This is a genomic window from Bradyrhizobium sp. CCBAU 53338 (genome assembly GCF_015291665.1).
Lineage (GTDB): Bacteria > Pseudomonadota > Alphaproteobacteria > Rhizobiales > Xanthobacteraceae > Bradyrhizobium.
In genome coordinates, this window is the sequence record NZ_CP030048.1 from 3082093 (window position 1) to 3095286 (window position 13194).

Here is a 13194-nt window from a genome sequence, read left to right on the forward strand (position 1 = left end):
TCACTTCCGATACCTGAGCGCCTCCACCAGCACGGCGAACGCCGGCGTCGGCTGCCGCCGGCTCGGGTAATAGAGGTGATAGCCCGCGAACGGCGCGCACCAGTCGGCGAGCACGCGGATCAGCCGGCCGTCGGCGATCTCGCGCCTCACCAGATCTTCGGGGATGTAGGCGAGGCCAAGGCCCGCGAGCACGGCATTCGTCCTGAGCAGGCCGGTGTTGAACACGAGCTGGCCGTCGACGCGCACCTTCACGACGCGGCCGCGCTTCTCGAATTCCCAGGCATAGATCCCGCCATAGGTCGGCAGGCGCAGATTGATGCAATTGTGCTCGGTGAGATCCTGCGGCTGCTTCGGTTTGTCGCGTGCGGCGAAATAGGCGGGCGCGCCGACCACGGCCATCCGCATCTCCGGCCCGATCCTGACAGCGATCATGTCTTTCGCGACCTGCTCGCCGAGGCGGACGCCGGCGTCGTAGCGTTCAGTGACGATGTCGGTGAGGCCGTAGTCGACGACGAGTTCGACCTTGATGTCAGGATAGCGCGGCAGCAGCTTGGCCAGCGCCGGCCACAGGATCGTCTGGGCCGCGTGCTCGCCCGTGGTGATGCGGACCGTGCCGGCAGGCGTCGCGCAGTGCGGTCAGCGCCGACAGCTCGGCATCGATCTCGTCGAAACGCGGTCCGATCGTGCGCAGCAGCCGTTCGCCGGCCTCGGTCGGCGCGACGCTGCGGGTGGTGCGTGTGAGGAGCCTTAAGCCGAGCCGTTCCTCCAGACCGCGCACGGTGTGGCTGAGCGCCGATTGGGAGACGCCGAGCCGGGCGGCCGCGCGGGTAAAGCTGCGCTCGCGCGCGACGGCGAGAAAGGCGAGCAGGTCGTTGGCGTTGGCGCGGGCCATTCATGAGTCCGGATCATGAGTACATGCCGATTTTATCACCTAATCGCAGGACCGCGCGCGGCTTAAGTTCGCTGCCGAACATGATTTTGAAAGGAGAACTGCGATGCAGACGCGCAAACTGGGCAAAGGTGGTCTCGAGGTTTCGGCCCTCGGCCTCGGCTGCATGGGATTGAGCTACGGCTACGGCCCCGCGACCGAGACGTCGCAGGCGATCGCGCTGATCCGGACCGCGTTCGAGCGCGGCGTGACCTTCTTCGACACCGCCGAGGCCTACGGCCCCTTCGTCAACGAGGAACTGGTCGGCGAGGCGCTGGCGCCGTTCCGCGACAGAGTGGTGATCGCCACCAAGTTCGGCTTCAGGGGCGGCAAGGTCGATGCCGGGCTCGACAGCTCGCCCGCCAACGTCAAGGCGGTCGCGGAGGCCGCCTTGCGGCGACTGAAGACCGACCGCATCGATCTATTCTATCAGCATCGCGTCGATCCCATGGTGCCGATCGAGGACACTGCGGGCGCGGTCAAGGATCTGATCGGCGAGGGCAAGGTGCTGCATTTCGGCCTGTCGGAGGCGAGCGCCGCGAGCATCCGCCGCGCCCATGCCGTGCAGCCCGTCACCGCATTGCAAAGCGAATATTCGCTGTGGTGGCGCGAGCCGGAGCAGGAGATCCTGCCTGTCCTGGAAGAGCTCGGCATCGGCTTCGTGCCGTTCAGCCCGCTCGGCAAGGGCTTTCTGACCGGCGCGATCAACGAGAGCACGCAGTTCGACAGCAGCGATTTCCGCAACATCGTGCCGCGCTTCTCATCCAGTGCACGCAAAGCCAACCAGTCGCTGGTCGATCTGCTCGGCGAGATCGCTGCATCGTGGAAGGTGACGCCGGCACAGATCGCGCTGGCTTGGCTGCTCGCGCAAAGGCCCTGGATCGTACCGATTCCCGGCACCACCAAGCTGCACCGGCTCGAGGAAAATCTCGGCGCGGCTGCGGTGGCGCTGTCGCAAGCCGATCTCGCGGCCATTGCAGCGGTGCTGGCGAGGGTCTCGGTGCAAGGCGAGCGTTATCCTGCGCATCTTCAGGCACGCGTCGGACGCTAACATTTGTTGTGTTTGTCCGGTAAGCTTTCGCTTAGCGAACATTCATGCTGTGTTTCGCTTTGAATACCGCCTGTAAGCGCTACCAAAACGCGCGGAGGGGGTGAAAAACACCGGCGGCATCGGCTTATTCCAGGCGCATTGCGACTTCGTCGTTTCAGGCGCGAGTTACGTATTTCCGATAATCATTTCATTCGCTTTCTCTCGGGCTGCGCTATATCTCGGGCATCCGTCCAATGGAGGAGGCCGGCGCAGCCTTGGTGGGCTTGCGTGACCGGCAAGGAGCAGGGACCAAGCGCGTCGGCATGTTCGAAGTGATCCTCACCAGACGCAAACGGCTTGGTTGGCGATGGCAGGTCTGCGACCAGTCCGGCAAGATCTTTGCCGACGGTTTCGAGCGCACGCGTCCTTCGGCCAAATATCATGGCGAGCGCGCACTGTTCTTCCTGTTGTCGCAGGCTTACTTGCGCAACCGCTCGGCGGCGTCCAGCGAGGATTAGCGGCGTTTCTGCGCCGTCAGATCTCGACGACCAGCTTGCCCCTGGCAGCGTGATCCCGGATCAGCGCGTAGGCGTCGTCAACGCTCTCCATCCTGAAGTGCCTGGCATCGAGCAGCGGCACCAGCTTGCCGGCTTCGGCAAGGCGCGTGGCTTCAGTCATGATCTTCCCGTGATGCGCGCGGCCTTCGCCTGACAGCAGCGGTAGCAGCGTGAACACGCCGGAATAGCTGGCGGCCCGGAACGACAGCGGTGCCAGCGCATGCGTGCCCCAGCCCAGCGCGCTCACGACATGGCCGAAGCGGCGCACAGCGGTGAAGGACGCATCGAGCACCTTGCCGCCGACGGTGTCGTAGACGATGTCGAAGCCGCGGCCGCCGGTGTGCTCGGCGACGTAAGCCTCAACCGCGGCTTCCCGGTCGATGAAGGTGGCGCCAAAGCCCTCGATCGTTGCGCGCTGCGAGGCCGATCCTGTCGCGAACACCTCCGCGCCGAAGGCACGCGCGATCTGGATCGCGACATGGCCGACACCGCCCGCGCCGCCATGGATCAACACCTTCTGGCCGGCCTTCAAGGCGGCGCGGTCGATCAGGCCTTCCCACGCCGTGATGAAGATGAGGGGCAGAGCGGCGGCCTCGCGCATGCTGAGATTGGCCGGCTTCAATGCCAGCAAGTCGGCATCGACAGCGGCGAATTCCGCCAGCGATCCCTGCACGCCGCCGACGCCGCCGGTCATGCCGTAGACTTCGTCGCCAATCCTGAAGCGCGAGACCTCGCGCCCGGTCTGCTCGACTATGCCGGCGAGATCGATGCCGGGGATTGCCGGCAGCGGATGGCGCGCATGCGCGGCAGCGCCGGCATGGATCTTGGTGTCGAGCGGATTGACGCCGCTCGCGCGCACGCGCACCAGCACCTCGCGCGGGCCGATCTCGGGTGTGGAGATGGTTGAGATGCGCAAGGGGGCGTTGTGGGTCTCCAGCACGCCGGCGCGCATTGTCGATTGCTTGGTCATGATCGTCCTGCTCCAATGTCGCCCCCTAATATGCCCATGATTTTTTGCATGGGAAGGAACAAGGATGTACGATCATCGTGCATTTTTGAATGGGCGGGATATCGGATGGAGTGGAGCGATCTGCGCATTTTCCTCGCGATTGCGCGCGAAGGCACGCTAGGTGCTGCCGCGCGAAAGATCGGCCAGACCCAGCCGACGATGGGGCGGCGGCTGCGCGCGCTCGAGCAGACGCTCGGGCAGACGCTGTTCCAGCGCACGGCGGATGGTTTTGTCCTGACCGATGAAGGCACCGCCGTGCTCGCGCATGCCGAGCGGATCGAGGACGAGGCGCTCGCGCTCCAGCGGCAGGCGACGGGCACGGAGACGCAACTCGACGGCACGTTGCGCCTGTCCTCCTCGGACTGGTTCGGCACGCTGATGCTGTCGCCGGTGATCGCGGCCTTCGGCAAGCGCCATCCCAGGGTGATCGTCGAGCTTCTGACCGACGCACGGCTCTACAGCCTGCCGCGGCGTGAAGCCGACCTCGTTTTTCGCATCAAGCCGTTTGATGAGCCCGAGGTCGTTTCCAGAAAGCTGCTCCACATTCCCTACGCGCTGTACGGCAGGAAGGGCAGCAAGCCGCCACGTGCCGGTGACGGCAGCGGCATTCGCGTCGTGACCATGAACGCCGAATTCGCCGACATGCCCGACGCCGTCTGGCTGAAGCGCACGTTGCCGAAGGCGGAGATCGGCGCGCGCAGCAACAACCGCCAGGCGCAGGCCGAACTCTGCGCCGGCGGCGGGGGCCTTGCAGTGCTGCCGCGTCCCCTCGGCGACCGCGACGGCCGCCTAGTCGCGCTCGATATCGGCGCCGCGCCACCGGGCCGCGACACCTATGTCGGCTATCACCGCGATCTCAAGCGGCTGGCACGCCTGCGCGCGCTGCTGGATCTGGTGATTGAGAAACTGGCGGGGTGATCCGGCCACAACCCCTTGCGGTGCCTGACCGGCAAAACACGCCAGCCTTGGGGCAATCCGTTTCGCCAAAAATATTCCACTTTACCGAAATTCGGAAACGGCGTATGTGTCGCGGCAACCCGGCCCTTGGAAGAGGGGCGTATCGCGATCGTCACGACGCGGGCCGGGCTGTGGTGGACGTGGGTCTCATCGGCGCGAAGGGCTTTGCAGGGCGGGCAACCGTGAGCAAGACCATCGCGCACACGACCGGTGTGATCCGCGTACGGCAAAATCGTGTGGTCCTGGCGCCCGGAGCCTGTGCGCCAAGTCCTGTGGTGATGTGCGATGTCCAACCGGGCGCGCACATCAGCCATCTGCAGGGCGACGGGGGCAATAGTGCATCGCTCCCCGGGGAGATCACGACATAAGCCGTCAAACCACTGCGCAGGGAAGGCCGGATGTTTGGCTTCACCTGTATGCCGCTGTGCAGCCTCCTGTAGCGCAACCTTCGCACAGTGGACCGCGGGTGCCAGCCGGCACCCGGTCTTCCCTGCACCCTCTTTCATTTGAGGGTGAGGCGACAACGCAAAGCTCGAGCGGACAAGCCGCGAGGATGATTATCCATGTCGAACATTGAAATAGGTCTCGTGCCCCGGACGCGGGCGCAGCAGCGCTCGCGCGTTACAGAGAGTTCGCATTTCAAGCCACTGTCATAGTCTCTAAAGCGCGCTAACCATCGTCCAACTTAAAACTGTCATAATCACTGGAGCGGAACCGGCGCTGCGTCCTTTTTACACGCCATTAAGCGCGGTTGCATTGGATGCGCCGGGAAAGTGCGTTGGGGACTGCTATGAGTGCCGCGAAGAAGATGCCGGGCAAACCGGCCACCGAAATGTTCGACGACATACCGGTGCTTCAGCGCAAATGGCGCGCCGCGTTGAAGCCGGGTGACCGGCTGCCGCGCTATGAGGACGTGATGCTCGGCAGCCTCGGGCGGCTGGCCGATCATATCGCGCTGCTCAAGGGCGACGGCACGCTCGAGCTGTCGCGCAGCGGACGCTACGTGCAGAAATGGCTCGGCGATGAGCGCTGGGACATTCCGGTCGCGGAGCTGTCGCCGGACTGCGCCACCGCGCTGTCGGAGGCCGCGGCAAACGCGCTCAGGAACGAGCGACCGCATCAGTCCAGCGCCCATTGCGTGCGCGACGGCATGGTCAGGACCTACGATGTGCTGGCGCTGCCGACCGCCTCGCGCTGGGGCGCAACGCTGGTCGGCGCTTACGTCAACGAGCGCGGCGCGCAATACAATCTGCTGGACGCGATCTTCTCGGCGACCGACGACGCGGTGGTCTCACTGGCGACGTTGCGCGATGCGAGCGGCCGGCCGTTCGATTTCCAGGTCGTGCATCACAACAAGAGCGCGGAACTGCTGCTGAATGTTGCGAGCGGCGGACTGCTGTGGCGGCAGATCGGCCAGGGCACCACGCTGCTGGCTGCGCCCGACGTCATGGAGCTCCTGCTCAAGGCCGTCTCCGGCGGCCGCGGCGAGCAGCTCGAGATCGAGCACGGTGGCCGCTACCTCCGGCTCAGCGCCACCGCATTTGCCGACGTCATCTCGCTGGCGATCTCCGATGTCACGGCGCTGAAGCGGCGCGACGCCTCGTTTCGCCTGCTGTTCGACAACAACCCGATGCCGATGTGGGTGTTCGACGCCGAGACAAAGGAGTTCTTGGGCGTCAACGACGCCGCGGTCCAGCATTACGGCTACAGCCGCGCGGCGTTCCTGCGCATGAAGCTGCACGAGATCTGGCCCGAGGACGAATGGGACAGCCACGCCGAAGCGCTCGATCGCATCGGCGAAACCTACCACTCCTCGCGCAACTGGCGGCACTTGCGCGCCGACGGCAGCGAGATCGAGGTGCTCACCTTCGGCCGCCGCGTCACCTTCGACGACCGCGACGGCTATCTGGTTGCGGTGGTCGACATCACCGAGCGGCGCAAGGCCGAGGCGCGGATCGCCCACATGGCCCATCATGACGGGCTCACCGATCTGCCCAACCGCAAATACTTCCAGGAACGCTTGAAGCAGGCGCTGGACCAGGCCGGCGGCAAGCGTGTCGGCGTGCTCTATATCGACCTCGACCTGTTCAAGAACATCAACGATTCCTTCGGGCATCCCGTGGGAGACCGCCTGCTCAAGGAGGTTGCCGAACGCCTGACCACCGCGGTCCGCGGCGCCAATCTCGCGGCAAGGCTCGGCGGCGACGAGTTCGCCGTGATCCTGGCGGCGGACGTTTCGCCGAACGAGGCCAGCGCCTGCGCGACGGTGCTGATCGACATGCTGAAGGCGCCCTATGACATCGACGGCCAGGAGATGGTGATCGGCGCCAGCATCGGCATCGCGCTGTCGCCGGGCGACGGCGTGACGTCGGAGGAGCTGATGCGCAATGCCGACATGGCGCTATATCGGGCGAAGTCCGACGGCGGCGGCGTGCATCATTTCTTCGAGCGCGAGATGGACCTCCAGGCGCAGAAGCGCCGCGACATGGAGCTCGATCTGCGCCGCGCCTTTGCCAATGGCGAGTTCGAGCTGCATTACCAGCCGCTGGTGTCGATCGCATCCGATCGCATCTCCGGCTTCGAATCGCTGTTGCGCTGGCGTCATCCCGACAAGGGCATGATCTCGCCGGCGGAGTTCATTCCTGTCGCCGAGGACATCGGCCTGATCACCCAGCTCGGCGAATGGGTGCTGCGCGAAGCCTGTGCCGAAGCGGTGAAGTGGCCCGTTGACGTCAAGGTCGCGGTCAATCTGTCGCCGGCGCAATTCCGCAGCCGCAATCTGGTTCAGGTCGTGATCTCGGCGCTGGCGCAATCCGGCCTGTCGCCGAAGCGGCTCGAGCTCGAGATCACCGAGTCGATCTTCCTCGCCGAGACCGATGCCAACCTCGCGATCCTGCATCAATTGCGCGAGCTCGGTGTCGGCATCTCCATGGATGACTTCGGCACCGGCTATTCCAGTCTCAGCTATCTGCGCAGCTTTCCGTTCGACAAGATCAAGATCGATCGCTCCTTCGTGAAGGATCTGGCGCAGCGGCCCGATTGCGGCGCGATCGTGCGCGCGATTTCCGGGCTCGGCCGTAGCCTCAACATCACCACGACCGCGGAGGGCGTCGAGACCGAGGACCAGCTCGACTGGCTGCGGGCGGAAGGCTGCAACGAGGTACAGGGATTTCTGTTCAGCGCAGCGCGGCCCGCCGCCGAAATCGCAAAGTTGCTCGCCGATTTCGGCCAGCGCACCTCACGGGCGGCTTAGCTCGGGCGGAAAGCAGCCGTAGACCAGTTCCTTGAAGGCGGGCGTGATGCGGCCGCGTTCGTTCTGGGTCTGCTCCATCAGGACGTAGACCATGTCGAGCTTGGGATCGACCCCGAAATAGGTGCCGCTGCCCGAGTCCCATTTCAATTCGCCGATCGAGCCGGCCGGCGGCGGCTTTGCATTGCCGGGATCGGTGCGCACCGCGAGGCCATAGCCATAACCGAAACCATCGCCGGGGAAATAGAAATAGTCGCGCTCGACGCCGGAGTCAGGTCCGATCTGGTCGGTCGTCATGGCTTTGAAGGCGGCCGGGCTGAGATAGCGCTTGCCGTCGAACTCGCCGCCGTTGAGCAGCATCTGCGCGAAGCGCTGATAGTCGGTGATGGTCGAGAGCAGGCCGCCGCCGCCGGATTGCCATTCCGGATGGTCGAGGCGTTCACGCTCGCCATCGAGCAGGATCTGGTCGCTCGGCAGCGGCCGCGCCATCCGCTCGAATTCGTCCGGTGTCGACAGCGCGAATTTGGTGCTGGTCATGCCGAGCGGGTCGAAGATGCGCTGCTTCAGGGCATCGTACAGCGACTGCCCGGTGATGATTTCGATGACGCTGCCGAGCACGTCGGTGGAATGACCGTAGCGCCACAGCGTCCCAGGCTGCCGCGCAAGCGGCAGCCTGGCGATGCGGTCGGCGAATTCCCGGTTGTTGAAGGGGCCCTCGAAGATATTGGCGGCCTTGTAGGCAAGCTCGACCCATCTGCCGCCGATATAATCGTAGGTGATGCCCGAGGTGTGCCGCATCAAATCCCTGATCGTCACCGGATGGATCGGCGGCACCATCTCGAGCGCCATCGAGCCGTCGGGCCTGGTGACCTCCATTCCGACCTTGGTGCCGGCGAAGAGGGGAATGTATTTCGAGACGGGATCAGTGAGCGCAAGCTTGCCCTCGTCGATCAGCATCATTGCCGCCAGGCTGGTGATCGGTTTGCTCATGGAATGGATCGCGAAGATCGTGTCCGGCGTCATCGACAGCCGCGTCCTGACGTCGCGGACGCCGAACAGCTTGAAATAAACCGGCTTGCCGTGCTGATGGATCAGCACGATCGCACCCGACAAACGGCCGGTGGTCACCTCGTTTTCGAAGAACGCGGTGATGCGTCGCAGCTTGTCGGGTGCGGGAGCAGGGACGTCGGTGGCGCGGCTCCGCGCCATCGTGCCGGCCATCATCGCCGCCCCGACCAGAAATTCACGACGCTTCATCAGGGCTTCCTCCCTCGCCGGGAACAGAGCCGCAAGACGTCGGAGGCGTCAACAGGACTTCGATTAAAAACGCGTCACGATTTCGGAAAGGACCGGTCGCGGACGATCCTCGCTCGCCTTGGTCGGCTTGCCGATGTGGACGAGGCCGGCGAGCTTTTCGTCCGCCTTGAGGCCAAGACCGTCCAGCACGTCGCGATCGAAGGAGAACCAGCCGCTCAGCCAGCAGGCGCCGTAGCCCAGCGCGGTTGCGGCCGTGACGATGTTCATGGCGCTGGCGCCCGCCGACATCTCCTGTTCCCACGCCGGCACCTTCGGATGCGGCTTGGTGAAGCTGACGATGCCGATCACCAGTGGCGCATCGGTGAGACGCTTGCGCTCGGTCTCGATGTCAGCGGCGGGCGCGCCGGGATTCTTGCGGGCAAAGACCCTGGCGATGACCTCGCCGGCGCGCTGGCGTGCATCGCCCTCGAAAACGATGAAGCGCCACGGCGCGAGCTTGCCGTGATCAGGTACGCGCGCGCCGATGGTGAGAATGGTTTCGAGCTCGGCGGGCGAGGGGCCGGGGCCGGTCATCTCGCGCGGCTTGACCGAGCGGCGGGTCTTGAGGAGTTCGATGGCGTCAGGCATTGCGATGGCCTCTTCGGCTGGTCAGCGGGCGTGCCATGCCGAGATAGGCATGCACGCCCGCAACCGAAAGCAAGTTTAGATCGATTTCAGGGATCAGACCGCGCCGCGCGCCCGCCGGACATCCGGCGGGGTCGCTTCGTCGACGAGGGCGGCGATTGCCTCCTCCGTCGTCATGACCTTCTGGCCGTCGCTGCCGAGCCGGCGGACCGAGACCGAGTGCGTCTCGGCCTCTTTCTTGCCGACCACGAGCAGCGCCGGGATCTTGGCCAGCGAGTGTTCGCGGACCTTGTAGTTGATCTTTTCGTTGCGCAGATCAATCTCGACGCGAAGTCCGGCGCGCCGGGCCTGCTCCAGCACCACCTTGGCGTATTCGTCGCCCTCCGAGGTGATGGTCGTGACCACCGCCTGTACCGGCGAGAGCCAGAGCGGGAAGTTGCCGGCATAGTGCTCGATCAGGATGCCGATGTAGCGCTCCATCGAGCCGCAGATCGCGCGGTGAACCATGACAGGCGGTTTCTTGCCGCCGTCATGGTCGATGTAGAACGCGCCGAACCGCTCCGGCAGGTTGAAGTCGACCTGCGTGGTGCCGCACTGCCAGTCGCGGCCGATGGCGTCGCGCAGCACATATTCGAACTTCGGCCCGTAGAAGGCGCCTTCGCCCGGATTGATCTCGGTCTTGATATGGTTGTTCTGCGACTGGATCTCGCGCAGCACAGTCGCCATCACGCGTTCGGCGTGATCCCACATCGCGTCCGTGCCGACGCGTTTTTCCGGCCGCGTGGAGAGTTTCACCGTGAGATCGCCGGTGAAGCCGAAATCCGCATAGGTCGACAGGATGAGATCGTTGATCTTCAGGCACTCCTCGGCGAGCTGGTCCTCGGTGCAGAAGATGTGTGCGTCGTCCTGGGTGAAGCCGCGCACGCGCATCAGGCCGTGCATGGCGCCCGACGGCTCGTAGCGATGTACCACGCCGAACTCGGCGAGGCGCAAGGGCAGGTCGCGGTAGCTCTTCAGGCCGTGCTTGAAGATCTGGACGTGACCGGGGCAGTTCATCGGCTTCAGCGCAAACCAGCGCTTGTCCTCGGCCTCGTCGCCGGCGGACTGCGCCGCGAACATGTTTTCGCGGTACCAGCCCCAATGGCCGGAGGTCTCCCACAGCACCTTGTCGAGGATCTGCGGTGCGTTGACCTCGCTGTAATCGCCGGTCAGGCGGCGGCGCATATAGGCGATCAGCTGCTGGAAGATGGTCCAGCCCTTGGGGTGCCAGAACACGACACCAGGACCTTCCTCCTGGAAGTGGAAGAGGTCGAGCTCGCGTCCGAGCTTGCGATGGTCGCGCTTCTCGGCTTCCTCGATCTGCCTGAGGTAAGCGTCGAGGTCCTCCTGCTTGGCGAAGGCCGTGCCGTAGATGCGCGTCAGCATCGGGTTGTTGCTGTCGCCGCGCCAATAGGCACCGGCCACCTTCATCAGCTTGAAGGCGCCTCCGACCTTGCCGGTCGAGGTCATGTGCGGGCCGCGGCAGAGATCGAACCAGTCGCCCTGGTAGTAGATCTTGATCGGCTCGTTGCCGGGAATGGCATCGACCAGCTCGACCTTGAAGGCCTCGCCCTTGTCGCGGAACACCTGCTTGGTCTTTTCGCGATCCCAAACCTCTTTCGTGAAGGGTTTGTCGCGCGCGATGATCTCGCGCATCTTCTTTTCGATCGCGGCAAAATCGTCCGGCGTGAACGGCTCGTTGCGGAAGAAATCGTAATAGAAGCCGTTCTCGATCACCGGGCCGATGGTCACCTGCGTGCCCGGCCACAGCGATTGCACGGCTTCCGCCAGCACGTGGGCGCAGTCGTGGCGGATCAATTCGAGCGCGCGCGGATCGTCGCGGTTGACGAGCTCGATCTTCGCGTCGGCCTCGATTGGATCGTTGAGATCGGCGAGCTCGCCGTCGAGCGCCATCGCGACCGTGCGCTTGGCCAGCGAGGGCGAGATGCCCTTGGCGATGTCGAGGCCGGTGATGCTCTTGTCATATTGGCGCTGGGCGCCGTCGGGGAAGGTGAGGGTGACTTTGGCTGCAGGGGTCACGGGCTTCAGGTTGCTGAGGGAATATTGGAAGCCGGATTCGGATTTGGGCTGTTCGGACATTGCTTTTCTCCTGAGGCTCACTCCTGCGAACGAGCGCAGGTAAGCGGGAACGAGCGATATATCAGGCGATTCGGCCTGCGCAATCCGGCATTTCCAAGAAACTGGCGCGCAAAAGCGGAGGCGACGCTCCAACTATTTGGCGCTGCACCCTTTAACTGGTCGCGGGGCTGCTCTACATGCATTTGCATGGAAAATTCGCGCGCCGACCGCCTCACGCCCACAGCCCTGATGCTTGGCAATCTCGTCACCGGCTGCTCGGTGCTGGCGCCGGCGGGGATGCTGCCTGAATTGTCGGAGGGGCTCGGCATCAGCGTGCGCACCGCCGGGCTGCTCATCACCTTCGGCGCGATCACGCTGTGCATCGGCTCGCCGGTGACGGCGTGGTTGACGAGCCGCATCGAACGGCGGCTCCTGCTGACCGCCACGCTTGCCGTGCTCGCCCTCGGCAATCTCGCTTCTGCCTTCGCGCCCGATTACGCAAGCCTCCTCGTCATCCGCCTCGTGATGCTCGCTGTCGGCGCGCTGTACACGCCGCAGGCCGCGGGCACCGCGGCGCTGATCGTGCCGGCGGAGCGGCGCGGCAGCACGATTGCCTATATCTTCCTTGGCTGGTCGCTCGCTGCCGCCGTCGGCCTTCCGCTGATCACCTTCATCGCCAGCCGCTATGGCTGGCGCGCCGCCTATGGCGAGATCGGCGCGCTCGGTTGCGTCAGCTTCCTGTTGTTGCTGGTGTGCCTGCCGGCCGGCCTGAAGGGCACGCCGGTCGACCTGAAGACGTGGCGCGAGGTCGGCCGCAGCAAGGCGATCCTGCTGTTGCTCGCGATCACGATGCTACAGATGTCCGGCCAGTTCGCGGTATTCACCTTCATGGGTCCGCTGCTCAAGAAGCTGATCGACGCAAGCCCGGACGCGATCGGACTGGTGTTCGGCATCTACGGCGTGTGCGGTTTTCTCGGCGTTGTGGTCGCGAGCCGTATCGTCGACACTTGGGGGCCATACCGGACCTCGCTGCTCTTCACGAGCCTGTTACTGGCGGGCATTGCCGGCTGGGCGCTGAGCGCAGGCACGCTTGTGCTGATGGCGGTCGGGGTTGCGATCTGGGGACTGGGATTTGCCTCGACCAATTCGATGCAGCAGGTGCGGCTGGTCGCGGCCGCACCGCCGCTTGCGCCCGCAACCGTCGCGCTCAATACGTCAGTCCTTTATATCGGCCAGGCCATCGGTTCTGCCGTCGGAGGGCTGCTGTTTGCCCGCGATCTGCTCCACAGCACAGGCTTCGTGGCGGTCGGTTTCGTCGTTCTGGCGCTGGTCCTGGTGGTTGCGAGCCGGCCCCGGCCGGCGGCCGCCGTCCCGGGTTGAAAGCCGTCTCTCCTGTGCGCAAGGCGCTTGGCAAACGGCGCGGGAGAGCGCTAGAAGGCCGGTCATGGGGACCAAAGAGGTTTG

At 64.8% G+C, this 13194-nt stretch carries 9 protein-coding genes and 1 pseudogene; 5 read left to right on the forward strand and 5 right to left on the reverse strand.

Translation table 11 applies throughout. From position 1 onward, the window contains the following. A pseudogene (locus XH90_RS14305) lies at positions 1–892 on the reverse strand (LysR family transcriptional regulator). A 103-nt stretch (positions 893–995) separates the two neighbouring features. Here XH90_RS14305 and XH90_RS14310 point away from each other — a divergent pair. Next, on the forward strand, positions 996–1979 hold the full coding sequence (locus XH90_RS14310; RefSeq protein WP_194482077.1) for an aldo/keto reductase: 984 nt from the start codon (positions 996–998) through the stop codon (positions 1977–1979). A 257-nt stretch (positions 1980–2236) separates the two neighbouring features. Then, entirely contained in the window at positions 2237–2476 is a 240-nt protein-coding gene (locus XH90_RS14315; protein ID WP_371748365.1) for a hypothetical protein, read from the forward strand. Positions 2477–2492: 16 nt separating this feature from the next. On the opposite strand, the gene XH90_RS14320 is transcribed toward XH90_RS14315, so the two are convergent. Further along, positions 2493–3485, reverse strand: a complete 993-nt coding sequence (locus XH90_RS14320) for a zinc-dependent alcohol dehydrogenase family protein (protein ID WP_246755807.1) — start codon at positions 3483–3485, stop codon at positions 2493–2495. A 105-nt stretch (positions 3486–3590) separates the two neighbouring features. Here XH90_RS14320 and XH90_RS14325 point away from each other — a divergent pair, with 105 nt between their 5' ends. Together XH90_RS14325 and XH90_RS14330 are read left to right on the forward strand one after the other, a co-directional pair. Further along, the gene (locus XH90_RS14325; protein ID WP_194482078.1) at positions 3591–4442 is read left to right on the forward strand and encodes a LysR family transcriptional regulator; all 852 of its coding nucleotides are present in this window, start codon (positions 3591–3593) and stop codon (positions 4440–4442) included. 829 nt (positions 4443–5271) lie between these two features. Beyond that, the gene (locus XH90_RS14330) at positions 5272–7734 is read left to right on the forward strand and encodes a bifunctional diguanylate cyclase/phosphodiesterase (RefSeq protein ID WP_194482079.1); all 2463 of its coding nucleotides are present in this window, start codon (positions 5272–5274) and stop codon (positions 7732–7734) included. On the opposite strand, the gene XH90_RS14335 is transcribed toward XH90_RS14330, so the two are convergent. The 3 genes from XH90_RS14335 to thrS all read right to left on the reverse strand — a co-directional run bounded on the left by XH90_RS14335 (position 7720) and on the right by thrS (position 11751). After that, entirely contained in the window at positions 7720–8988 is a 1269-nt protein-coding gene (locus tag XH90_RS14335; protein ID WP_194482080.1) for a serine hydrolase, read from the reverse strand. The genes XH90_RS14330 and XH90_RS14335 overlap by 15 nt on opposite strands. A gap of 63 nt (positions 8989–9051) precedes the next feature. Further along, positions 9052–9615 carry a nitroreductase gene (locus XH90_RS14340; RefSeq protein WP_194482081.1) on the reverse strand — a complete coding sequence of 188 codons (564 nt, stop codon included), beginning with the start codon at positions 9613–9615 and terminating at the stop codon, positions 9052–9054. 93 nt (positions 9616–9708) lie between these two features. Then, positions 9709–11751, reverse strand: a complete 2043-nt coding sequence (gene thrS, locus XH90_RS14345) for a threonine--tRNA ligase (protein WP_194482082.1) — start codon at positions 11749–11751, stop codon at positions 9709–9711. A 186-nt stretch (positions 11752–11937) separates the two neighbouring features. On the opposite strand from thrS, the gene XH90_RS14350 reads away from it, so the two are divergent. Further along, on the forward strand, positions 11938–13110 hold the full coding sequence (locus XH90_RS14350; RefSeq protein ID WP_194482083.1) for an MFS transporter: 1173 nt from the start codon (positions 11938–11940) through the stop codon (positions 13108–13110). The last annotated feature ends 84 nt before the right edge of the window (positions 13111–13194 follow it).

What these genes read in the sequence shown, in the direction of transcription:
- XH90_RS14310 (WP_194482077.1), top strand. Translation starts at nt 996, where the DNA reads ATGCAGACGCGCAAACTGGGCAAAGGTGGTCTCGAGGTTTCGGCCCTC.
- XH90_RS14320 (WP_246755807.1), bottom strand. Translation starts at nt 3,485, where the DNA reads ATGACCAAGCAATCGACAATGCGCGCCGGCGTGCTGGAGACCCACAAC.
- XH90_RS14325 (WP_194482078.1), top strand. Translation starts at nt 3,591, where the DNA reads ATGGAGTGGAGCGATCTGCGCATTTTCCTCGCGATTGCGCGCGAAGGC.
- XH90_RS14330 (WP_194482079.1), top strand. Translation starts at nt 5,272, where the DNA reads ATGAGTGCCGCGAAGAAGATGCCGGGCAAACCGGCCACCGAAATGTTC.
- XH90_RS14335 (WP_194482080.1), bottom strand. Translation starts at nt 8,988, where the DNA reads ATGAAGCGTCGTGAATTTCTGGTCGGGGCGGCGATGATGGCCGGCACG.
- XH90_RS14340 (WP_194482081.1), bottom strand. Translation starts at nt 9,615, where the DNA reads ATGCCTGACGCCATCGAACTCCTCAAGACCCGCCGCTCGGTCAAGCCG.
- thrS (WP_194482082.1), bottom strand. Translation starts at nt 11,751, where the DNA reads ATGTCCGAACAGCCCAAATCCGAATCCGGCTTCCAATATTCCCTCAGC.
- XH90_RS14350 (WP_194482083.1), top strand. Translation starts at nt 11,938, where the DNA reads ATGGAAAATTCGCGCGCCGACCGCCTCACGCCCACAGCCCTGATGCTT.